At 31.8% G+C, this 23120-nt stretch carries 17 protein-coding genes; 9 read left to right on the top strand and 8 right to left on the bottom strand.

Going from position 1 to position 23120, the window contains the following annotated elements:
- Positions 1-35 precede the first annotated feature (35 nt).
- A complete protein-coding gene (locus Q4Q35_RS20160) occupies positions 36-6212 on the bottom strand; it encodes an alpha-2-macroglobulin family protein (RefSeq protein ID WP_303279836.1) in 6177 nt (2058 codons plus the stop codon).
- Positions 6213-6354: 142 nt separating this feature from the next.
- Here Q4Q35_RS20160 and Q4Q35_RS20155 point away from each other — a divergent pair, with 142 nt between their 5' ends.
- Both Q4Q35_RS20155 and Q4Q35_RS20150 read left to right on the top strand, forming a co-directional pair.
- A complete protein-coding gene (locus Q4Q35_RS20155; RefSeq protein WP_303279835.1) occupies positions 6355-7308 on the top strand; it encodes a tetratricopeptide repeat protein in 954 nt (317 codons plus the stop codon).
- A gap of 230 nt (positions 7309-7538) precedes the next feature.
- The gene (locus Q4Q35_RS20150; RefSeq protein WP_303279834.1) at positions 7539-8909 is read left to right on the top strand and encodes a UDP-N-acetylmuramate--L-alanine ligase; all 1371 of its coding nucleotides are present in this window, start codon (positions 7539-7541) and stop codon (positions 8907-8909) included.
- 38 nt (positions 8910-8947) lie between these two features.
- Here Q4Q35_RS20150 and Q4Q35_RS20145 read toward each other — a convergent pair whose 3' ends face one another.
- From Q4Q35_RS20145 to Q4Q35_RS20125, 5 genes are all read right to left on the bottom strand, one after another.
- Positions 8948-9469 (bottom strand): hypothetical protein, encoded by a 522-nt coding sequence (locus tag Q4Q35_RS20145; RefSeq protein ID WP_303279833.1) that lies wholly within the window; start codon positions 9467-9469, stop codon positions 8948-8950.
- A 361-nt stretch (positions 9470-9830) separates the two neighbouring features.
- The gene (locus tag Q4Q35_RS20140) at positions 9831-11513 is read right to left on the bottom strand and encodes a pyridoxal-phosphate dependent enzyme (RefSeq protein ID WP_303279832.1); all 1683 of its coding nucleotides are present in this window, start codon (positions 11511-11513) and stop codon (positions 9831-9833) included.
- Between the two features lie 282 nt (positions 11514-11795).
- On the bottom strand, positions 11796-12215 hold the full coding sequence (locus Q4Q35_RS20135; protein ID WP_303279831.1) for a hypothetical protein: 420 nt from the start codon (positions 12213-12215) through the stop codon (positions 11796-11798).
- A gap of 68 nt (positions 12216-12283) precedes the next feature.
- Entirely contained in the window at positions 12284-13363 is a 1080-nt protein-coding gene (locus Q4Q35_RS20130; RefSeq protein WP_303279830.1) for an N-acetylmuramoyl-L-alanine amidase family protein, read from the bottom strand.
- A gap of 118 nt (positions 13364-13481) precedes the next feature.
- Positions 13482-14075 carry an FMN-binding negative transcriptional regulator gene (locus Q4Q35_RS20125; protein WP_303279829.1) on the bottom strand — a complete coding sequence of 198 codons (594 nt, stop codon included), beginning with the start codon at positions 14073-14075 and terminating at the stop codon, positions 13482-13484.
- Positions 14076-14228: 153 nt separating this feature from the next.
- On the opposite strand from Q4Q35_RS20125, the gene radC reads away from it, so the two are divergent.
- The 6 genes from radC (at position 14229) to Q4Q35_RS20095 (ending at position 19804) form a co-directional block, all read left to right on the top strand.
- On the top strand, positions 14229-14927 hold the full coding sequence (radC, locus tag Q4Q35_RS20120) for a RadC family protein (RefSeq protein WP_303279828.1): 699 nt from the start codon (positions 14229-14231) through the stop codon (positions 14925-14927).
- The gene (locus Q4Q35_RS20115; RefSeq protein ID WP_303279827.1) at positions 14927-16228 is read left to right on the top strand and encodes a polysaccharide deacetylase family protein; all 1302 of its coding nucleotides are present in this window, start codon (positions 14927-14929) and stop codon (positions 16226-16228) included. The genes radC and Q4Q35_RS20115 overlap by 1 nt, the downstream gene beginning before the upstream one ends.
- Positions 16218-16883 carry a YjjG family noncanonical pyrimidine nucleotidase gene (locus Q4Q35_RS20110; RefSeq protein ID WP_367892766.1) on the top strand — a complete coding sequence of 222 codons (666 nt, stop codon included), beginning with the start codon at positions 16218-16220 and terminating at the stop codon, positions 16881-16883. The genes Q4Q35_RS20115 and Q4Q35_RS20110 overlap by 11 nt, the downstream gene beginning before the upstream one ends.
- Positions 16884-16957: 74 nt before the next feature.
- A complete protein-coding gene (locus tag Q4Q35_RS20105) occupies positions 16958-17521 on the top strand; it encodes a hypothetical protein (RefSeq protein ID WP_303279826.1) in 564 nt (187 codons plus the stop codon).
- Positions 17518-18933, top strand: coding sequence for a DUF5723 family protein (locus Q4Q35_RS20100; protein ID WP_303279825.1), 1416 nt, complete (start codon positions 17518-17520; stop codon positions 18931-18933). Before Q4Q35_RS20105 ends, Q4Q35_RS20100 begins: the two co-directional genes overlap by 4 nt.
- On the top strand, positions 18923-19804 hold the full coding sequence (locus Q4Q35_RS20095) for a hypothetical protein (protein ID WP_303279824.1): 882 nt from the start codon (positions 18923-18925) through the stop codon (positions 19802-19804). Before Q4Q35_RS20100 ends, Q4Q35_RS20095 begins: the two co-directional genes overlap by 11 nt.
- A gap of 137 nt (positions 19805-19941) precedes the next feature.
- Here the strand turns inward: Q4Q35_RS20095 and Q4Q35_RS20090 are convergent, their stop codons facing one another.
- The gene (locus Q4Q35_RS20090; RefSeq protein ID WP_303279823.1) at positions 19942-21219 is read right to left on the bottom strand and encodes a replication-associated recombination protein A; all 1278 of its coding nucleotides are present in this window, start codon (positions 21217-21219) and stop codon (positions 19942-19944) included.
- A gap of 272 nt (positions 21220-21491) precedes the next feature.
- Here Q4Q35_RS20090 and Q4Q35_RS20085 point away from each other — a divergent pair, with 272 nt between their 5' ends.
- A complete protein-coding gene (locus tag Q4Q35_RS20085; RefSeq protein WP_303279822.1) occupies positions 21492-22214 on the top strand; it encodes a rhomboid family intramembrane serine protease in 723 nt (240 codons plus the stop codon).
- Here Q4Q35_RS20085 and rlmB read toward each other — a convergent pair.
- The gene (gene rlmB, locus Q4Q35_RS20080) at positions 22211-22945 is read right to left on the bottom strand and encodes a 23S rRNA (guanosine(2251)-2'-O)-methyltransferase RlmB (RefSeq protein WP_303279821.1); all 735 of its coding nucleotides are present in this window, start codon (positions 22943-22945) and stop codon (positions 22211-22213) included. The two genes, Q4Q35_RS20085 and rlmB, sit on opposite strands and share 4 nt — an antisense overlap.
- Between the last annotated feature and the right edge of the window lie 175 nt (positions 22946-23120).

Genomic DNA, 23120 nt, shown 5'->3' with positions numbered 1-23120 from the left:
AAAATTAATCTACTTTCAGGTTTATCAAAAGAGTACTATTTAACTAACAAGCGAGTACCTTCACTATGGCTGCTAAATTCTGGAGCATACATGCTTTGTATGGTCGTAATTCCATTGCTCATATTACCTGCATTATTAACTCTTAAGTCATATTCAAAAACATAAATACCCTTTGGTAAATAGTCAAAAAAGAAATTAGTAGAGGCATCTTTTGTGCTTTCGTAATATCCTAAACCATCTTGCCATTTGTACTGTGATAATACATTTATAGGTTCTAATCCTGAAGCTCTCATATCTTTCATGTGAATGAATTCCATATCTCGATCGCTTCGTAATTCTATACGAACTCTTACTAGGTCACCAACTTTTAAATGTGTGTCTTTTGTGATTTCGGAAATGGATTCACCTGTATCTGTATGTTGTTTTAGGAATAATTTTTTCTTTAGTTTAAGAGGTGTTTCTGCCGAGGTGATTTTATCTAAATCTTCAAAATATTGCCAGTAAAGACTTCCCCAAGCAATACCGTTGCCTTTTTTGGTAAGTTTTACTTCTCCCATTTCTGGTTTAATTTCAGAAGCGTTCCAAGATGTTTTATAATATCCTGTTCCGGCTTCTATTTTTACACTTTCTTCCCGATAGTTATCGGGATTGAAAGGCGTTATTTTTTGTCCGCCTAAAACAACATTTACCATATCGGTAACACTTAGCCAATCACTTCCTTGAAGTAACAAAGCGTATATTGCATCTGTGGTTGCTTTGGTTGTTTTCCATCGATTTGTTTGTTTGTTTTTAAGCAACCAGATCTTTAGGTTATCGATTGTTTCTGTATCGTTTTCAATTTCTGAGAACGCTTCAATTAAAAGTGCTTGTGTTTCAAGAGGAGCTTGATACCAAAACCAAGAATTGGTGTTTTCTTTCCAATACATACCTAATTCTTCAGAAGTTATACTTGTTTCTTTTAAAGATTTTAGAATTTTATCAGCGGTTTTTGAATCGCCATTTCTATGTGATATCAATGCCATTAAGCCTTTAGCATATAGAGGACGATTTAACCAGTATTTTTGAATTTGCGTTTGGTAATATTGCATGATCTTATCTACTTCATTCGACTTTTTAATGGACGGGAAGAAGCTTCTCATATACAAATAATGTAATTGCTTATAGCTTAAATGATCTTTGTTTAAATCTACTTTAACATTGTATTTTTTAATGTCTTTGTATTCATTTACGAATTCAGAATCCAAATAACCGATGGCTTTTGAGATCATTTGATCGTGAGGTTTCTCGTCGTCTGCCCTGAGCAGAGTCGAAGGGCTCTGGGTGACACCGAGTTTGTTTAAGTGACCAAAGCCGGTTATAATGTGTTGTGTGATGTATCTGTTTTCATAGCCACCTTTAAACCATGCCCAGGCTCCAGAATTCATTTGATTATTTTTTAATTTTCTAATAGCAGATTGCAGCTCATTAGTCATTTTATTTAGATCGAAAAGTAGCGCAATGCGTTTTTTCTGTTCTGTTTCACTTTGTGCATCTCGTAACCAAGGGGTTTCCTGAATGAGGATAGATTTTAATTCCTCATTCTTTTCTAGATTAGAAATTAGGACATCTTGAGATTTCCATTGGTTGAAGACCTCTTGAATCTTAGGATTAGAATTTGCAATATAACTTGCCAAAGCATTAGCATAATAACGGCTAAATGTTTGTTCGTTACATTCATAAGGGTACTCCATTAAATAGGGAAGTGCCTGTATGGCGTACCATGCCGGATTGGAAGTTATTTCCAGAGTTAACTTATGATGTTTAAGTGTAGAAGATTGGTTGCTGAGCGGCTTGTGTTGAGCGGAGTCTAAGTAAGTCGAAACAAGCTTATCTAACGTAAACGTTTTTGTTTGATTACTACGAACCCACATAGGTAGTGTTTCAGTAACCAGCATGCGGTTACTTAAAACGGGCAATGCGTTTTGTTCGCCATCGCTAAAAGTACCTGATTTGGCAATTATTTTATATTGAACGGCTTGTACATCATTTGGAATAGATAAGTTCCATGATACTTGGGTATTGCCTTTAGTAGGAATTGTGAAATCCCTCTCTGGCTTCGCCATCTCTCCCAAAGGGAGAGAATTATCGGGATTCCTAATTAATTTTGTCGATATATCTTCTCCAGAAATAGCATCTGTTAAAATTAAAACAGCTTGTCCGGATAATTGTTTTTCGGTAAGGTTTGCAATTTTACTGCTAATTGTGATGTGATCCCCCTCACGTAAAAAGCGAGGCGCATTTGGTATTACCATGAGCTCTTTTTGAGTAACGGTTGTTAAGGTTTTAGTGGTGCTCTCTAAGGTTTTTGTATGCGTCAATAATTGTAGTTTCCATTGAGTTAAGGCTTCTGGGGTTGTAAAGCTAAAGCTAACGTTACCTTCGGTATCTGTTGTTAACTGTGGGAAGAAAAAAGCAGTTTCTTGTAGGTTTTTACGAACTTTAACATTACCAAAGTTTGGTTTTTCATTCGGGTTGATGCTTTCTTCACTAACCTTTGTAACGCTACTTGTTATTTCTTTTTTTTCTGTACTACCATAACCAACTACAACAACTTCATCTAGGTTAGCACTATCGTTTGCGCTCATGAAAGCTACCGATTCTTCTTCCGAAACAGATACATTTTTAGGTTTGGATACGCTTAATAAGCCTTTAAATCTTAATGAATTATCATTAATATTAAATCCAAACCAATTAAGTTGATCATAATATTGTGTGTAATGTACACTAGTGTATCGGTTATTGTAAATACTAAAATAACGTGTACCAAAACTTTGATGGGCATTACTTCGATGATAAGAATAATAAATAGGCTTATTTATAGGAGAGAAAGACCAGGTGTATGGCTTAAATTGATCTAATGATGCATCATACATACTTGCCAATAATTCTGCACTAACCTTGTCGCCTTGAGGTCCTTTTATTTTAAAACTCCAAGTTTCGTCTGTTCCGGGTTGTAACTTATCTCTAAAGGTTGTAGTTTCAATATCTAAATTTGTTTTTGGATACGGAACGGAAATATTTAAAAGACCCGATTTAAAACTATTGAAAGCTGCAAAACTGTAATTAATAACAAAACCTCCAATATCTTCATTGTTCACAGGGACAGAAATTGTTTTTTTGTTATTATTTAGTTGAATGATATATGTTTTTATAATGTTATGGTTTTTTTCTATGTTAAGTGTAACACTTAAATTACTAGCAGCAGACCCTAACGTAATTAAGGCATTTTCTCCTACTTTATAGTTTGATTTGTTTGTTGTGATAGCAAATAATTGTTTATCTGTTACGGTTTTATCTTTATCACTATATAAGGTTGTTTTAATTTCATCTTTAACTAATTGTCCAAACTTGTCTTTGCTTTCTAATACAATACTATAAGTGCCCGATTCCCATTTTTTAATTTTGCCCAGATTGAGTTTTTTTGTTTTGTCTGTGTTAAAGGACGATATAAAAACAAGCTCTTCTTTTTTCCAATTGTTAGGATTCTGTTCATCATTATAGGCATCATAAGGAAATAGGTTTTCAAAAACCTCCTGTGAAAATTCTTGATAATCTGGAGCATTCCATGGTCTTTGTCTTAAAGCTCTTTTAGGTGCATCTAATTTGTAAATTTTAACAGTTCCTTTTGCCGGTACAAATTCACCATTCAAATTTTTAGAATCTATGGTAATGGCATTATTCTTTTTAGTTTTATCTATGAGGCTAGGAATGGTCATATTCATTGTTAATGCATGATACCCAACATTAACTATAGAGGTAGCACTTCTGGTTTCGCCATTTAAATCGATAACATCAACTGTTACTTCGTAATTAAAAACAGGAAGTCCCTTTTTGTTAACACTTTGATCTGGAATGGCTTTAAAAGTGATTTCAAATTCCCCTTTGTTATTCGTTACACTTTCGCCATGTGTAATCTCTTGGGGTTTACTATAAAAACTTGGGTGACTCCAAAAATACCAGCGGGGGTACTGCACTTTTCTATGGACTCTATATACTACTTTAGCATCGGTAATGTTGCTTCCTGCATAAGCTAATGCATTACCTTTTATGGTTACAGAATCATTAACCTTATAAGTTTCGGTTACGGGATTAAGCGTTGTTTCAAATTTTGGACGTTTATATTCTTCTACTGAGAAATAATGTTCTGTATATAAATCGATAGATGCTAAATCTGAATCAAATTCTATATGATATTCACCATTTAAGCCATTATTTGGTAAAATAAAGGAGCCAGAAACCGATCCGAATTCATTGGTTTTTAACTCCAACTCCTTAACTTCTTCACTATTAGAGTTGTATAGTGTAGCATAAACATTCTTATTTGCTAAAACTTCTGATGTTCCTTTTTGTGCCTTAATAGCTATGGCCTTAAAATATACGGTTTGCCCGGGTCTGTATATGCTTCTATCTGTGAATACAAAAGCTTTATAAACATCTTTTTCTTTTTCGCGCTTATAAGATTGACCTACATAATAATTGCCAAAATAAGCTAAGTCACCTAAGTGTTTAACTTTAACAGAAATATTTCTATATCTGATATTAGCCTTTTTAATTTTAATTTCACCGTAACTATTTGTAGTGTAGTTTTCTGTACTTAAGCTTTTATCATTGTTCTTAAAGTAGCTTAATTCTACCGCTGTATTTTTAATAGGAGTTCCATTATTCCGATCAATAATTTGAAACGTTTTGTATTTAGGGCTTTCTATTTCTACTAAAGCTAAATTAGTGACTTGTGTTATACTAAATGCTAAGATTTTATCATCGTTTTTAGGAGAAACATAAATTAAATAGTTACCATTATTTAGCTTTGGAATTAAAATTTCGGTAGTATGTGTTTGATAATCGTCTTCATTTCGTAATGTATGGTTCCAATCTTTATAAATGTTTAATTTTTTAATAAATGCTAGTTGTTTGTCTTGTCTGTAGGTTTTTTTAAATTTTTTTAATTGACTTTGAGTGAGCTTAAATATTTTAAACTGAAGTTGATCTAAGTTTTTATACTGTACCAGTATGCGTGTATTCTGTTGAATAGGAAGAAAATTTTCTGTAGTGATTTGTAATGTTGACTGTTCTATTTGTTGTTTTAAAACAGTACATTTTTCAGCACCATCACTTTTTGGAAATTTTGAAATAGCATTGTTGCAAATAGCAAGGGCTTCTTTAATCTTCCATTGGTTACCTTCATTGGTCTTAGGTTTGTAATTTGCACCTTGTTGATTGTAAATAGCTGCTATTTCATAATCGTATAAAGTAGATACTTCATATGCTTTTAAACGGTCTTTTTCTGTTTTTAAAATGTTTAAAAGAATAAGATCTTTATCGTTAAATGTAGCATGTCGATTCACAAACTTTAAACGACGAATATTTACATCGGCTAAGGCAAAAGGGGCATTGTCTTTTAAATGAAAATTAATTAAATTTTGATAAATTTTTAAAGCATTAAGTTGCAAAGACGTACTATCTTTTGATGTTATTTTTAACTTTGAAAAAACATCACTTTTACCTAAGAGTTCAGGATTTTCGATCTCAAATTTATAGGCAGGTTTGGTAATATGAGTTTGATCGGTTTTATAAAACTGTAGTGCATTATGACTTAAGAAATCGAATAGGGTCGGTCTGTAAATTTTAGAACCTTCTTCTAAATCTAAAATATCATCGTAATTGCTTAGAGGTTCTAATTGTAACATCAATCCGTTTTGTAACGAATTTTGGTAGTGTATATGAATCTCGTTGAATAATGTTTGTAAATCCCATGTTCTAAAATCGGAGGTGTCTACTTTCTCTGTAGTTTTTGTACGATTATAAATCTTCCACCCATTTCTATTAAAATATTGCCAATACATATTGGCTAGGATACTTTCTAAAACGTTTTTTGTTGGAAATGCACTTTTTTCAATGGCGTCATTAAAATCGTTGATAACTTTAAGTTGAGCATCTTCCTCTAAAGTCAAGGCATATTTGCTTTTTAAGAGCATACTTTTAATAACTTGAGGTGCGTTATTCTCTTTTTTAGCCAATTTGTTAATGTCTTCAACTGTTTTTAAAGCAGATTTAGCTAAACCTTCAGCTTCAAATTGACCAACTTTAGCCCATAAGTTCTCATATTTACTGTTTTGAGCGTTAGAAAATGTGGCAAATAATATAATTATTAATAGGGGTAAAGTATTTCTCATGGGTTTTAAAGTTTATATCTAAAGTACTTTCAAAAGCTATACCAAAAAATAAGCAATGAGTAAACAGACTATTTGATTGAGTGAAGTTAGTTTTTTGTGAGTAAAATAGAAAGTTTATTTTTACGTTTTCGACTATACAATTATGAAGTTTTATTTGCTCCTTTTCTTATTTCCTTTTATGGCTCTGGCTCAATCTAATCTCATTGAAGTAGAAGCACTTTTAAAACAACAGCAATTTAAAAAGGCAGAACAATTTGTTAGTTATTATTTGAAAACACATCCGAATAATTTGAAGGCTATTGAATTATTGGGGGACGCTTATGGGCATCAAAAAAAATGGGATGATGCCATTATACAATATAAAAAACTAATAAAATATAAAGAAAGTGATGCCAATTACCATTATAAATATGGTGGTGCATTGGCTATGAAAGTCTTGTCTATTAGTAAATTAAAAGCTCTGGGCATTATCGGCGATGTGAAAGAAGCCTTTTTAAAGGCCGCCGAACTGGATAAAAACCATATTGATACCCGTTGGGCTTTGGTAGAATTATACATGCAACTACCGGGTATTTTGGGAGGTAGTAAAAGTAAATCGTTATACTATGCTCAAGAATTGGAAGCTCTTTCGAAAGTAGATGGTTATTTGGCTAAAGGCTATGTTTATGAGTATGATGACGAACCGGAACTTGCCGAAACGTATTATAAAATGGCTATAAAAGAAGGTGAGTCTGTAACCTGTTATAATAAATTAACCAATTTTTATAAAAACGAAGAAGAACCGGAAAAAGCCATAGAAACTATTGAAGCAGCCCATAGGAAGCACCAACGTAACGCGATGCATTACCAAATAGGTAAGGTGGCTGCCGAATATAATATCGAGTTACAAAAGGGTGAGCAATGTTTGCATACCTATTTAGAGAATTATTCTGCCGAAGATGGGGTTCCTAAAGCTTGGGCTCATTATCGTTTGGCTCAAATCCATATGCACAAAAAAAACAAACAGGAAGCTCTAAAATATATTGAGCTAGCCATTGCTGAACTTCCAAAAATTGAACCATTTAAGGAGCAAAAAGAGAAGATACTTGGGTTGTAGGTTTAGGATACAGTAATCAGTGTTCAGTATACAGTGTTCAGTGCTCAGTAAGCAGAAAAAATAGCAGTCAAAGTGTACCCTTTCTATAAGGTAAGTCCTAAACTTAATACTTTATACTAAAATATTATTGGACGAACACTGAACACCGATTACTGTATACTGAGCACTGAATACGACTATTTTATCAGGTTTAATTTGGAATTTGAAATTTGGAGCTTGATATTTGTTTTATGAATGTACATTTTATAGCCATTGGTGGTGCTGCCATGCATAATTTAGCTTTAGCATTATATAATAAAGGATACAAAGTAACTGGAAGTGATGATACCATATTCGAACCTTCAAAATCAAGATTAGATGCCAAAGGACTATTGCCTGAAACTTTTGGGTGGTATCCGGAAAAAATCACCTCAGATTTAGATGCTATTGTTTTAGGAATGCATGCTAAACAAGATAATCCGGAGTTATTAAAAGCTCAAGAACTGGATTTGAAAATTTATAGTTATCCAGAGTTTTTATACGAGCAATCAAAACATAAAACACGTGTGGTTATTGGAGGAAGTCATGGGAAAACAACCATAACTTCTATGATTTTACACGTGATGCATTATCATGATAGAGATGTCGATTATATGGTAGGTGCACAGTTAGAGGGTTTTGATGTGATGGTAAAACTTACTGAAGCTAATGATTTTATCGTGTTAGAAGGTGATGAGTATTTAAGTTCTCCTATTGATATGCGTCCGAAATTCCATTTATATAAGCCTAATATCGCACTTTTAAGTGGTATAGCATGGGATCACATCAATGTGTTTCCGACTTATGATAACTATGTAGAGCAGTTTCGCATTTTTGTAGATTCTATTGTCAGTGGTGGAAGCATTAACTACAACGAAGAAGACCCAGAGGTAAAACGAGTAGTGGAAGCTTCGGCGAACACGATTAGAAAATTGGCATACCAAACACCTGAGTATACCGTAGAAAATGGACAAACCTTATTAGAAACACCGGAAGGTGATTTACCTATTGAAGTATTTGGAAAGCATAATTTAAATAATCTGGCGGGTGCTAAATGGATTTGTCAGCATATGGGTATTGATGAAGATGATTTTTATGAAGCTATTGCTACTTTTAAAGGCGCTAGTAAGCGTTTGGAAAAAATTGCTGAAAGTAGTACCAGTGTGGCTTATAAAGATTTTGCACATTCACCTAGCAAAGTAGAAGCGACTACAAAAGCTGTTAAGGAGCAATATGATGATAGAACCTTAGTAGCTTGTTTAGAGTTACATACCTACAGTAGTTTAAATGCGGAGTTTTTAAAAGAATATAGAGGTGCATTAGACGCTGCCGATGTTGCAGTGGTTTTTTATTCGCCTCATGCGGTTGAAATTAAAAAGCTTGAAGAGGTAACTCATGAACAAATAGCTAATGCTTTTCAACGTGAGGATCTCATTATTTATACAAACCCTGAGGATTTTAAAAACTTTTTATTTTCGCAGGGATTTGAAAATAAAACTTTGTTGCTTATGAGTTCTGGGAATTATGGTGGATTGGATTTTGAGGCTGTTAAGGATGGATTTAGGCGTACGAAGTTTTCTTGACCAATACTTTTTATGGGAGATCTTGTTTTGCCTCATTTTTATTCTTTACCGATCAGATTTGAAACTTCTGAAACTTCTCCCAAAACATTAGCATATTCAATTAATTTCAACCTAACAACGTTAAGCTCTTCTCTTAATTTATCGTTAAACTCCCATTGACTTTCATGTTCAGTTGAACTTTTTTTAATTGGCTTTTGTTGTTCCCAATCTAGAAGAATAGGATGCCATTTTGCCAATGTAGGCCTGAGTACCTTATTCAAAACACTGATTGCTAAATGCCCAAATGTTATATCACCCGTGTTTTCTGGTGTAGCAATTAGAGATCCGTATTTCTTTAAAATATCTCTGGTAATGGCAAAAAGAGAATGAAGAGAAGTTAACGTTTCTCTAAGTAGTCCTTCGTCTTTCGAAAGTTTATTCGTTGCGGTTCTTGTTGCTAACTCTACATACATTTCCCAAGCCGCATGTTTTTGTATTTCATTAATCTCCCAATTTGTTTCTATTGAAAGAAACCCAAGGTTAACCTTAAATCTTGTAGATGATAATTTTACTATTGGCATAATGCTTTAATTTTAAAAATTGTTTCTTCTTATTGAACGTGATATATCGTATTCAAAATTTCTTTGTCTTGATATGTCTTGTGAATTAGAAATTTAAACTTACTAGATCATTAATGATTTTTTCCAATTTACTAAGGAGCTTTTGGTTTCACTTTTTAGTAAGTTATCAATTACTCTTAGTGGTATATATTGATATCTTCTTTCGTATTCAATCTTTCTAAAACTCTTTTAACTTAGAAAGTTGCCATCTGTGTCTTTTTTAAAAAACATCAATAAACATTTTATGTATTCTATTAAACTGAAAAAACCTTACTTTATAAATTTGGTCATTTGTACGACAATAGTTAGTGGATATTTTAGTTTATAACTCGTATAGATCGAGTTTTAGTTTTCCAGTATTCACAACCACTATTTTCTTGTCCTTTGGAATTTGACTTTCCATACTTAGCAACATTGCAAGACCAGCAATCCCGCTAGGTTCGCAATTAATATTATTTCTTTCAGCAATTTCAAGCGCTGGATAAATTAAGTTTTCTTCTAAATAACGTATTCCAGTTAACTCTCCGCAAACTCCTATTTCTTTATACTCTTCAATTTCTTTTAGGCGAATACCAGAGAACGGAAGAAATGGAGAATAAAGTTTATCCATAATTGATTTTTTATCAGATGTTGTTACACCTATAAAATTTGACTTGGAATAATCATAACGGGTATCAATTAACCTTTTGTCATGGGTGCTTGACAATGCTTCCTTCACAGATATATTTAAAATATTAGAGAATAAATCACCTGTGCCAAATGGAATGAAATAATAATCGCCCTTGTTATTTAGTATTTCATAACTCAGCCAATCATAGTAAACATAATTAATGGGGTCTAACATATCTCGAGAGCTTATATCAACTCCACCATGATTATCAGTTAAGTCGAGGATTTCTGAACAAGTTAAGGCTTTTTCATTCAAATCTGCATAGAAGATTTCACACCCTATATTTTTAAGTGAATTAATGATTGTTTTGTTTGTATTTTCATCTGTTAGTACTTTTAAATGTGGTAAATTATAGTTATTAAGTAATCTTTGTATTGCAAATGCAGCACTACCAGATGAAATCATTGATAAATGTGGTATAGATTTTTTGTCATTTGCTATATTCGACTTTAGAAGTGGCTTGTAAAACTTACGTATAACTTCATATGCAAGTCTATCTTTGTGTGTTCCAGTTGGGTTGTAGCTTTCATCTTTTAGCCAAACATTATCAAATCCATTTATCGTAATTGGAATAGTTGGAGTAGCAGGAAATTGTGGATTTTCCGGTGGAAATTCTGGATGCTTCGGATCAGCATTCTCAACTATAGAAATTAATTTGAAACGTGTGTCCAAATTTGAAATTCTTTGGCTTTTGTTTGGAATAGATTCTCTGTTTAAGTTAGGTACTTGATTTGGTGAAATCTTAAATAGGATTTGACGATAGTCATTTTTCAATAACCCATTATAATTAACGCATAGTTTATGATTGCATATATATGTTAGGAATTCATTAGAAATGCATTCAGATATCGTTTTATAAACACCTAGATCATTTCGCAATTCTTTAAGTGCTATATCAAGGTCTATTGAGTAGTTTCCTTTTATAAATTCTTGATATTCATGAAACAATTCTTTGTGTTTATTGGCCCAGTATTTTGTCCAAAATAGCTTTCCTGATGGTTTAAAAATATTGTGCTTACCTTGTCTTGCATTTGGTATTATAATTGGAATCGTCCTTTCCAAATAATGTAATAATTGGTTGTTGTCCTTAATAAACTCGATTACCTCATACATGCAACTATCTGATTCTAGATATTCTTTGCTTATCAACTTTATTACAAAGTCTGAATCTCTAACAGATTTCATGAATTTTTTTACACTACCAAATGCTTTTACATCTCTTATATCTCTGATCACTGTTAAGTTATGCTTCGTCTTTAAATCATGTTCAATTGTATCAGCTTGATGATCGTTTTTCTGACAATATGATAGAAATATTTTTAATTCTTTATTCATTAAGTTTTTTGTGAGGTAATCCCATTTTAAATATAGAATCAATAACTTTTATTCATTTACTTTGAATAATTAAGTGGGAATTTATTACTTATTAATTCTTATATCATAAATACAATTAAAAAAGAAAAAGGGTGGGGAAAATAACGTTTTATTACTTAAATTACAGAGGTTTATGGTATAATTAAAATAGAATAACATTTTTGTAAGCCTTATAGGGTATACATATAAGATAATTTATCTAGAATAATTGAATAACAAAACCTTCGTTTTCAAACTTATAAATTACCTCCTCAAAAACTGCATCACTCCCGCATTCAATTGAAAATCCAAATCAGAGACAAAATAATCGATCTTGTTATTTGGAAAACAATTATTGATACCCTCAATATTGTTACAAATGCCTTTATAGTAATCTAAAAGTTTATGGTTGTTAGCATCTAAGGATTCTAGCTTACACCACATTAAAAAATCTTCGGACTCATCAATAATTGCAATAGATCTAAAAACGACGATAAAGTTTAATATGGGGTTATAATAATTAAGATCTTCATATTCATCTAATGCATGAATCGTATAGGTGTTATTTCGAATTTTTAATATTGCAGGAACTAATTTTTCATTAATAGGTCGCGTTTTACCTAACCAAAAGGAGACCTGATTAGTTGCAATAAAATTCTGAATATGTGTAATTTCTGGAAACATGAGTCCAGAATTTATAAATTAAAAAGTATTATTCAAAATAGTATCGAAATTTTTTCGACTGCTCTAAGTTAATGAAGTCTTTTGCTCTCATCAAAATCAACCAAAAGTCCATTGAAAACCCATTTTGCTAAAGCCGCTCTGTTTTCGTAATTAAGAATTCGTTTTTGGTCTTTTTTGTTTTTTATATTCCCTAGTTCAATATATACCATAGCTGGTAAGGTATTTTTTATTAGATAGAGCCCTCTGGAGTTAACGGTACCCGAATATATTCTGTTAGGTTGGTGTTTAGCATACTTTTCTTTGAACGACCTGTGAATATTTTCAGCTAATCGTTTCCCGCTTTTACTGCTATGATGATGGTAAAAAAACACATCAATATTTTTACCTTTACTTCTACTGTCAACATGTGTAACAATTAATCTTTGGTAGGCACCTTTATGTTTTAAGTATAAATTATTTACAGTTTTTGTGCGTTGTCTTAATCGTAATTTTTGACTTTTCGAAATTGGTTTATCTGGGAAATTAACTTCGTCGTAATCGACTTCAAGTATTTTTTTGTCTCTAATGCCGTCGTTATAATCTTTAATAATGAGATAAACCTTTGCACCATGAGCCATGAGCCTTCGTGCTAATCGTAAAGTAACATCATAAGCATATTCGTCTTCAGAAATTAATTTACTATTGTAAGTTTCTATGGCTCCGGGATCGGGGCCTCCATGTCCAGAAATTAAATAATAAATAGCTCCCTTTAGAGTATTGTTTTCCAGAGGCACATCATCATAATCTTTGCCAAAAAGTGGATAATTAATTTGATTTACTGGTGTGTTACTAACAATAGGTTTTTCAATGGTTTTTGGTATAGTTTTCTTTACTATAGATAATGTATCTATAGTAATAATGGAATCTTTTGTTACTACTGGAAGTTTATAGGTTCTACCTTTAACTAAACCATTGTCTGGAGTTAAATTTTCTTTATTAAGTTCAATAAAAGCTTTATAGTATTTTGTTGGTTCAAGACCATTTTTTCTAAGGATAGAATAAATACCATCACCGCCAGTAGCAATAACTTTTGTTTGAGTTGTTTGAGAAATAGCAAGGCTAGGTATTGATATATAAAGGAATAATAATAGTTTTTTTGATAGCTTCAATACTGCCTAGTTTTTGGATTACAACCTGAAATCATTTAAAAGTGTCCCATCTTATTCTTAAACAACGTTTTTTATTCATTTTTATTTATTGTATTTACTCCGACTAATAATTAGAGGCTTAAAATACTTTCTTTAAAAACTGTTCGATACTTTCTTGATTAGCTCTTATAAGTTCGGCTCTGGCATTTTCCATATCACGTGGTTTTTTATCTTGAGAGAGTTTAAATTTACCTTCCCAATTAGTAATAGTCATTTCAAACATTTTAATATAATCTAAATACCCTTTCATGCTACGGTTATCAGGTTCTAAAACATATTTATGGTCTGGAGCTTCTAAAAAAGCAGTCATATTTATTAACGATTCTTTTAAAGCTTCTTTACTTTCAATGGCTTTAACAGTAGCTTTTAAATGAACCATAATATAATTCCACGTTGGGAGTTGTTTGGAAGCATATACACTGGGAGAAATGTAGCATTGCGGTCCGGAAAATACAATAGTTACATCGTTATCATCTTTTAACAATGCCGCTTGCGGATTAAATTTGTCAATATGCCCAATAAGTTTACCTTCATCATTAAAAATCAAAGGCAAATGAGTAATTAAAGGTTGATTATCTTTTACCGAAATTACAGTTGCTAATGGATAAGTTTTAATAACTTCAATCATGTGATTCATGTTATTATCCAGATGATATTTTGGAGGATATTTCAAATGATTTTTGGTTTTAAATTAAGTATAGATAATTTATAAAACTACAATATTTTTTCTTCACAATTTATTTTTAAAACAAGAAAGAAATTACTTACTTTATAAATTATTGCGTTATTTTGTGCTCATTAAAAACTAAAAAAATACATTCAACTCATGCAAGAAAAACTAGCATCATTTTCAATAAAAAATTGGTCGCAAGATGATCAACCTCGCGAAAAACTAAGACATAAAGGAAGAGAAGTTTTAAGTGATGCAGAATTAGTGGCTATTTTAATAGGTTCTGGTAATAAAGAAGAAAGTGCTGTAGCGTTATGCAAACGAATTTTGGCAAGTGCCAATAATAATTTAAGTGAGTTGGGTAAATTATCTATCAATCAGCTTAAGGGGTTTAAAGGCATAGGGGAAGCTAAAGCTATAACAATTGCAGCTGCTTTAGAATTAGGAAGACGTAGAAGAGGTGAGGAAGCTTTAGAGAAAAGTAAAATAACATCTAGCAAGTCGGTTTTTGAGCTTATGCAACCCCAAATTGGCGAGTTAGACCATGAAGAGTTTTGGATTGTTTATTTGAATAATTCTAATAAAGTGATTCAAAAAAACAGATTAAGTAAAGGAGGTATTACAGGAACTTTGGTCGATATACGATTGGTATTGAAAAATGCCTTAGAGGTTGGTGCTACAGGATTAATATTAGCTCATAACCATCCATCTGGAGCTTTAAAACCAAGTGAAGCCGATAGGCGTATTACAAATAAATTAAAAAAAGCAGCTGAAAGTATAGATATAAAAGTATTAGATCATGTAATTATAACAGAAAAAGCATATTTTAGTTTTGCCGATGAAATTATTTTATAATGCTTTTAGTTTATACTCATAAAATTACACCCCGATTAAAATATGTTTTTAAGCATATTTGTACCAGAATTTTGGGTGTAAAAGTAGAGTTCACCACCAAAATAGAGACGTTTATAGCGCACGATAGTTTAAAAATGTCTTATACAAAGCAACAGCTTGGAAATGAGTTTTTTGTTAAGAGTCATGATATTTTATTTGAGCAAGGACTAAGCGATCTCGATATTAATGTACAGAATTGGGAAAACACAAAATGCTTCTTTTACAATGGAGATAAAAGCGCCATTCCTTTCGATATTTTTGCTGCTTCCTTTTATTTATTATCCCGTTATGAAGAATATTTACCACATGTAAAAGATGAATTTGGTCGTTTTACTGCAGCAGAAAGCTTGGCTTATAAGTGCGGTTTTTTACATCAGCCTGTCGTAGATATTTGGGCATACAAATTTAAAGAAGCTATACAAGCACAATTTGAGGAATTTAAGTTCTCCGAAAAAAGCTATACCATTAAGCCTATTATTGATGTACCCAGTGCCTATAATTTTAGATTGAAAGGTTTTATGCGAACTCTTGGTGGCGTTGTGAAAGATATTTTTAGATTTAGATTTAAGAGTTTGTACATAAGATTTATGGTTATTCTTGGCTTTAAACACGATCCGTTTGATACGTTTAAATTTTTGATAAATAGACAAAAAAACACTAAGGTCAAGTTTTTGTTCTTTTTTTTAATTGGTGATTATTCTACTTACGACAAAGGTATTAACCCTAATAAAAAGAAATTTGTATCGCTAATAAAACATGTTGCCGATTATTGCCTTGTAGGTTTAAAAACATCTTATTTTGCTATAGAAGATATATCGATTTTGAAGAAAGAAAAATTGCGAATGGAAGATATTTTAAACACCACATTAAAAGCTTCCAGACAATCTTTTTCTAGGCTTAATTTACCAGAATCTTATAGAAACCTTATCGAATTAGAAATACAAGAAGATTATACTATGGGCTATGTGAATCATATAGGTTTTAGAGCTGGATCCTGTACGCCTTTCCTGTTTTACGATTTAGATTACGAAACACAAACACCTTTAAAAATTCACCCATACCACCTTATGGATTATGCTTTATTAAAAACACATTCTTTATTAGATAAAAAGAAAGTTTTAAATGAGATTATTCACGAAGTAAAACAAGTAAACGGCGAGTTTATTCCCGTATTTCATAATTATACTTATAGTAACGAAAAGCAGTGGTACGGATTTAAGGAATTGTTTAATATTATTTTAGAATCTGCAAATGAGGATTAAAGGTATTACAGATGTGTTTTTCGATTTAGATCATACGCTATGGGGTTTTGATAGAAACTCTGCACTAGCTTTCGATAAAATATTAAAACAAAATCATATAAACGTAGATGTAAACGACTTTTTGTATCATTATGTTCCCATAAATTTAAAGTATTGGAAGCTATATCAAGAAGAAAAAATAGAAAAAGATGCCTTACGGTTTGGAAGGTTGAACGATACTTTTTTAGCCTTAGGTAGTCAGGTTGAAGAAGCGACGATTTATAAATTAGCTGATGATTATATAACACATTTAACAATGTTTAATTATCTAATTGAAAATACTTTTGAGATATTAGATTATTTAAATAATCGTTATAATTTACATATCATTACGAACGGATTCGATGAAGTGCAATACAAGAAATTGACTAAATCTAACATTAATAAGTACTTTAAAACAGTCACTAATTCTGAAATGGCCGGAGTTAAAAAACCAAATCCAAAAATTTTTAATTTCGCTTTACAATTAGCTAATAGTAATAGTAATCAGAGTATTATGATAGGAGATAGTTATGAAGCCGATATAATAGGAGCAAAAAATATTGGTATGGAAGTTGTTTTTTTGATACCCGTAACACAGCTATTAATAATAATATTAAACGAATCAATAATTTAATTCAGTTAAAGAAATATCTATAATGAACTAATTTTTATATTTTTACGTTTCCTAAATCGATACCCCTTTTTTCTATGCTAAAAGAACTTAACAAGTATTTGTTTTTAGCCATCATAATATACTTAAGCCTTTTTTCTTGTGTAAAGGAAGTAGATTTTGATCAGGCAGATGATTTCGAAATTTCCCCTGTTATAGAATCAAGCCTCATATTTTTAGACGAACCAGCCGATAGCTTTATAGTTAATGGTGTTGCAACCCCGCCTATTAGTGACTACGTAGAGATAGATATTTTTAATAATGAATTTGTAGTTGATAACCTTATAAAAGCGGACTTTGTATTAGAGGCTACAAACTCAATCAATCGAGGATTCGAAATACAGGTAGATTTTATTAATGATATAGATCAACTCGTACATACATTTACATTTTCAGCACCACCATCAACAGACGGTAGTGATGTTTTATCTAACCATACAGAAGTATTTGAAGGAGAGTCGCTCATAGCTTTAAAAAACACTTCAAAATTGGTATTTACTTTAAGTATCTTATCAGGTGGAGCTATTGATCAAAGCATGCCAGGTAGAATAGCATTAAGGTCCAAAGCCATTTTTTATTTAAATATAGGTGAGGAGATATGAGGTACATCGCTTTGCTTTTTATAGTTGCTTCATGCAGTTTCTCGTTTTCACAAAACAAGCAATTACTTTATGGGTTTTCAGATATACCACAATCATTAATGATTAATCCGGGAGGTGAAGTGAAAAATGATTGGTATTTTGGAATGCCATTATTATCACATATTCATGCGAATGTTGGTATTACAGGAAGTACTGTTTATGATATTTTTGCAAATGATGGTATAGATTTTAATACCAAGCTTCAAAATGCTGTTTACAGTATGGGATCAAGAGATTCTTTTTCCGTAAATCAACAATTAGAAATTTTTTCAGGAGGATTTTCTTTAAAAAACACATTGGGGAAGAAAGAATATTTAAGTTTTGGTTTATATCAAGAATTAGATTTTATAGCCTATTTCCCTAAAGATTTGGCAATTTTAGCTTTAGAAGGAAACCAAAACAATATAGGAAGGTCTTTTAGAGCAAATAATGTGAATGTAGCTGCAGAGGCTATTTCGGTATTGCATGTGGGGTATAATAAAAAAGTAAATGACCATTTTACTTTTGGGGTTAGAGGGAAAATATATTCAAATATTGTGAATGTTAACTCTACAAAAAACGAAGGTCGTTTTGTAACTGTACGAGGACAAAATAACTTTTATGACCATATTTTTAATTTAGATTTAGAAGCTAGAACTTCTGGGTTGGCCAATTTAAAAGATGATGACTCCGATTCAAACTCTGTTGTTAAAGACTTAAGAAAACGAGCATTATTAGGAGGGGATTTAGGCTTAGGGTTTGATATAGGATTAACACATCAATTAAATAAACAATGGAGCTTAGATGCAAGTTTGCTGGATGTAGGTTTTATTAGGCATACAAAAGATATTGAAAATTATAAGGTAGAAGGAGATTATGTTTTTGAAGGTATAAACCCCATTTTTCCTGATACAGGAAATGGACAAACAGCAGAAGAGTATTGGAGTGATATTGAAACCAATTTTGAAGACTTATTTAAACTGGATACAACGGCAACTAAATATACTACATGGCGGCCAGTTAAACTTAATGCTTCATTAAATTATGCATTTGGTAAAAAAATAGACGATATATGTAATTGTGAAAACGAAGAAGATATTTATCAAAATAAAACAGGTTTACAATTATATGCTATAAGTAGACCTAGGCAACCCCAATTAGCACTAACATTATATTATTATAGGCGTTTGTTTAATGGCCTACAAGTTAAAACCACGTATACAATAGACCCATATTCTATGACTAATATAGGTTTGGGAATGTCTGCTAACCTAAAAGGAGTAAATTTTTATGTTATGGCAGATAATTTTTTAGAATTAAGAAACGTATATAATGCACAAAGTGTATCTTTACAACTAGGGTTTAACTATATATTTAATAAAAATGAAGACTAAATTTTTTTCTGCAATTATAGCATGCTTTATTGTTACTACTGTTTTTTCGCAATCTAATCTGAACGACTATAAGTATGTGATTGTTCCTCATAAATTTGATTTTTTAAAGGAAAAAGATAAATACCAATTAAATTCATTAGCACAGTTCTTATTTAAGAAATATGGCTTTGAAGCTTTAATGGAAGGGAGTGACTACCCTGAAGATTTAATTAGAAATAGGTGTTTAGGATTGAAATCTGATGTATTGAAGGGTTCAGGTATGTTTAAGACTAAATTAATGGTAGAGCTTAAAGATTGTAATGATCGAGTAGTATATACATCGAAGCAAGGAGAAAGTAGGGAAAAAGATTATTCTAAATCATATACGGAGGCTCTAAGGGCGGCTTTCAAATCTATCGAGGCACTTAATTATAAATATAAGCCTAGCGAAAGTGTAACAGCTTTAGGAAATCAAAGTACTACAAATGCAAAGAATGAAGTAGCTCAAGAAATTGAGGAATTAAAGCAAGAAATTCAAAACCTCAAAAAAGAAAAAGAAATAGTAGCAAATAAACCGAAAGTGGTAGTAGCTCCTCCAAAACCAGAAGTTGGAACAGTAGCAGAAGTACCTTCAATTAAAAAAGAAGCTGCTATGGAAGCGGGCATAAAAAAGATGTTATCTGAAGTTCTATATGCCCAAGAAATTGAAAATGGGTTTCAATTAGTTGATAGTTCTCCAAAAGTAATATATAAAATAAGGAAGACTAAACTTGATAACGTATTTTTAGTAGAAAATAAGAGCGCTATTATTTATATGAAAAGTGATAGTTGGGTTATTGAATATTATGTAGATAATGTCTTAAAGCAGGAAATATTGAATGTTAAATTCTAAAGTTTTTAAAATAGCGTCATTACGAATAGTGATGTAGCAATCTTTGTTTATTGGTAAAGAGATTATTATGTCGCTTTACTCCTTAGAGTTACGTTCTGTCTGTGATTAATTTGTTCAAACAAAAGCCTGGTTAGTGGCTAATAATCATATTTATCTTTCCAACGCTGTTTTAAAAATACTCTATGAGCATCCTCACGAGCATTATTTCCCGGATCATAAAGTTTTGTGTTTTTAATTTCATCCGGTAAAAACTCCTGATTGGCAAAGTTGAGGTCGTAATTATGAGCATATTTATAATTATCACCATAACCCAATTCTTTCATTAATTTGGTTGGCGCATTTCTTATTTCTAATGGCACCGATAAATTACCTGTTTCTTTAACCAACTGTTGTGCGTTACCAATGGCTTTATAAGCAGCATTGCTTTTAGGTGAACATGCTAAGTATGTCGCACATTGACTTAATATAATTCTAGACTCCGGATAGCCAATTGTAGAAACTGCTTGAAATGTATTATTTGCTATTACTAAAGCAGTTGGATTAGCATTCCCTATATCTTCACTAGCTAAAATGAGTAACCTCCGTGCAATAAATTTTACATCCTCACCGCCTTCTACCATACGAGCTAACCAATATACAGCTGCATTTGGATCGCTACCACGAATAGATTTTATAAATGCAGAAATGATATCGTAATGCTGCTCACCGGTTTTATCGTAATGAACCGTATTACTTTGAATTTTTTCCAAAACAGATGCATCAGTAATGGTTACCTTATCAGATTCATAAGAATTTACAATAAGTTCAAAAATATTAAGTAGTTTTCTGGCATCGCCACCGGAAAGCTTAATAAGAGCAGTTGTTTCTTTTAGTTTAATTGTTTTTTTGGAGATATATTCATCTTGTTCGATAGCACGCCTTAAAAGTGTTTCTAAATCGTTTTTATTAAACGCATTTAAAATATAAACCTGACAGCGAGATAAAAGTGCTGAAATAACTTCAAAGCTAGGATTTTCAGTAGTTGCTCCAATTAATGTAATCCAACCTTTTTCTACAGCTTGTAAAAGAGAATCCTGTTGTGATTTACTAAACCTGTGAATTTCGTCAATAAATAAAATAGGGTTTTTTGTAGTAAACAATCCACCACTTTGTTTCGCTTTATCAATAACATCACGAATGTCTTTTACCCCAGAATTTATAGCACTAAGAGTGTAAAAAGGTCTACCGGATTCTGAAGCAATAATATTAGCAAGTGTTGTTTTTCCCGTACCCGGTGGTCCCCAGAAAATCATCGAAGGAATTAGCCCCTGTTTTATGTGTTGCGTTAAGCTACCCTGCTTACCAACCAAGTGATTTTGGCTTACATAGTCGCTTAGGATTTTTGGTCTTAAACGTTCGGCTAAAGGTTCATTCATAATATAAAATTAAAGTATTTATTCCTGCGGAGGTAAGAACCTCTCCAAAGAATTTAGGAAGTTAAAGGTAATATTTATTTTTTGCTTACCCTTTAAAAGAAGTCGGGCTTTTCGCTATACCTTTTCGTGGAGTAAGGCGGAAAAGGATATTATATCAATCTCTTAGTTTACTAATCTGACATTTTAGCACTTATGTGAAATCTGGTTAACTATTTGCTATCTTTAATGTAATGAATGAGCATGACCAAATAGAAAACTATAAATAGATCCAGATGAAGCCCCAAGACCATTTTAAATTCTCGACAGGAGTTATTATATATCCAGTACTATTTGTACTAATTGTTTGGTTAGTGTTTTGGTACGAAGTACGTTTTGGTTATAATTTCAGTAAATATGGTGTGTATCCTCAAACTTTAAAAGGATTAAGAGGCGTCATTTTAAGTCCATTTATTCATGGTGATATAGAACATATTTATCATAATACGATTCCATTGTTTGTACTTTCTATGGCTTTGTTTTATTTCTATAAACCTATTGCATGGAAGGTTATATTTTTTGGAATTTTATTTTCAGGATTTTTCACTTGGTGTATAGGTAGACCGTCCTATCACATTGGTGCTAGTGGTCTTATTTACGTTTTAGTAAGTTTTACCTTTTTTAAAGGTGTCTTGGCCAAACATTATAGACTTATAGCGTTATCTCTGTTAGTTATTTTTCTTTATGGAAGTTTAATATGGTATGCCATTCCTATTAAAGAGGGCGTATCATGGGAAGGCCACTTATCAGGTTTAATTACCGGAGTATTATTTGCTTTTTTCTTTAGAAAAGAAATTGCAAAGCCTAAAAAATATGTTTGGGAACAAGAAAACTATAATGAAAATAATGATCCGTTTTTAAAACATTTTGATGCAGATGGTAACTTTATAGAGGATATTGAAACAGAAGAAGAAAACACTATTGTAAACTATACATACAAAAAAGACAAAGAGGCTTAGAGACGTTGTCTTACCACTTCATATAAAAAAGCACCACAAGCCACCGAGACATTTAAAGACTCAATCTCGCCCAATATAGGCAGCTTAGCTTTGGCATCAACAACTTTTAATGTAGAAGGGTTTATACCTCTTCCTTCAGACCCCATTATAATGGCACAAGGTTCTTTAAAAGAAACATCGTATAAGGCATTATTTGTTTTTTCGGTAGCCGCAATAACATTTATGCCAGATGCTTGCATGTAAAATACGGCATCTTTAATATGGTCAACTTTACAAATAGGCACTTTAAAAACAGCACCAGCACTTGTTTTTATGGTATCACCATTTACTGGAGCGCCTCCTTTTTTTTGAATAATGATACCATCAACTCCGGTACATTCAGCAGTACGTATAATAGCCCCAAAGTTGCGAACATCACTTAATTGATCTAGTAATAAGAATAACGGCGTTTTACCAGATTCTATAACATTTAATACTAAAGTTTCAATATTGTGAAATTCAATCGGAGAAATTTGAGCAACAGCACCTTGATGGTTTTTTCTTGTAAGCCTGTTAAGCTTTTCAACAGGTACGTAAGAGGAGTTAATAGCATTTTTTCTTAAACAGCTTTCTAATTCACTAAAAAGCTCTCCTTTTAAGCCTTTTTGAAGAAATACTTTGTCAATAGTTTCACCTGCGTTTATGGCTTCAATAATAGCTCTAATACCAAAAATTTGTGTTTGCTCTTGCATGGGATAAAGGTATAAAAAAAGAGGCTGAAAATCTGAGGCCACTGAAAAAGTCTATTAAGACTTAAATAGTAATGAAAAGGAGTAGAAATCGAAGATTTTCTACTCCTTTTTTTGTATCTTAAAAGAGTAAAAATATTCTTTTACCTATGCTAGATCAACAACAAAAAGTTCAATT

It is taken from the genome of Flavivirga aquimarina (genome assembly GCF_030540835.1).
GTDB lineage: Bacteria > Bacteroidota > Bacteroidia > Flavobacteriales > Flavobacteriaceae > Flavivirga > Flavivirga aquimarina.
This window is presented reverse-complemented; position numbering and strand designations above follow the sequence as displayed.

Coding starts and splice junctions, on each gene's coding strand:
- Q4Q35_RS20160 (WP_303279836.1), bottom strand. CDS start 6,212: ATGAGAAATACTTTACCCCTATTAATAATTATATTATTTGCCACATTT.
- Q4Q35_RS20155 (WP_303279835.1), top strand. CDS start 6,355: ATGAAGTTTTATTTGCTCCTTTTCTTATTTCCTTTTATGGCTCTGGCT.
- Q4Q35_RS20150 (WP_303279834.1), top strand. CDS start 7,539: ATGAATGTACATTTTATAGCCATTGGTGGTGCTGCCATGCATAATTTA.
- Q4Q35_RS20145 (WP_303279833.1), bottom strand. CDS start 9,469: ATGCCAATAGTAAAATTATCATCTACAAGATTTAAGGTTAACCTTGGG.
- Q4Q35_RS20140 (WP_303279832.1), bottom strand. CDS start 11,513: ATGAATAAAGAATTAAAAATATTTCTATCATATTGTCAGAAAAACGAT.
- Q4Q35_RS20135 (WP_303279831.1), bottom strand. CDS start 12,215: ATGTTTCCAGAAATTACACATATTCAGAATTTTATTGCAACTAATCAG.
- radC (WP_303279828.1), top strand. CDS start 14,229: ATGCAAGAAAAACTAGCATCATTTTCAATAAAAAATTGGTCGCAAGAT.
- Q4Q35_RS20115 (WP_303279827.1), top strand. CDS start 14,927: ATGCTTTTAGTTTATACTCATAAAATTACACCCCGATTAAAATATGTT.
- Q4Q35_RS20110 (WP_367892766.1), top strand. CDS start 16,218: ATGAGGATTAAAGGTATTACAGATGTGTTTTTCGATTTAGATCATACG.
- Q4Q35_RS20105 (WP_303279826.1), top strand. CDS start 16,958: ATGCTAAAAGAACTTAACAAGTATTTGTTTTTAGCCATCATAATATAC.
- Q4Q35_RS20100 (WP_303279825.1), top strand. CDS start 17,518: ATGAGGTACATCGCTTTGCTTTTTATAGTTGCTTCATGCAGTTTCTCG.
- Q4Q35_RS20095 (WP_303279824.1), top strand. CDS start 18,923: ATGAAGACTAAATTTTTTTCTGCAATTATAGCATGCTTTATTGTTACT.
- Q4Q35_RS20090 (WP_303279823.1), bottom strand. CDS start 21,219: ATGAATGAACCTTTAGCCGAACGTTTAAGACCAAAAATCCTAAGCGAC.
- Q4Q35_RS20085 (WP_303279822.1), top strand. CDS start 21,492: ATGAAGCCCCAAGACCATTTTAAATTCTCGACAGGAGTTATTATATAT.
- rlmB (WP_303279821.1), bottom strand. CDS start 22,945: ATGCAAGAGCAAACACAAATTTTTGGTATTAGAGCTATTATTGAAGCC.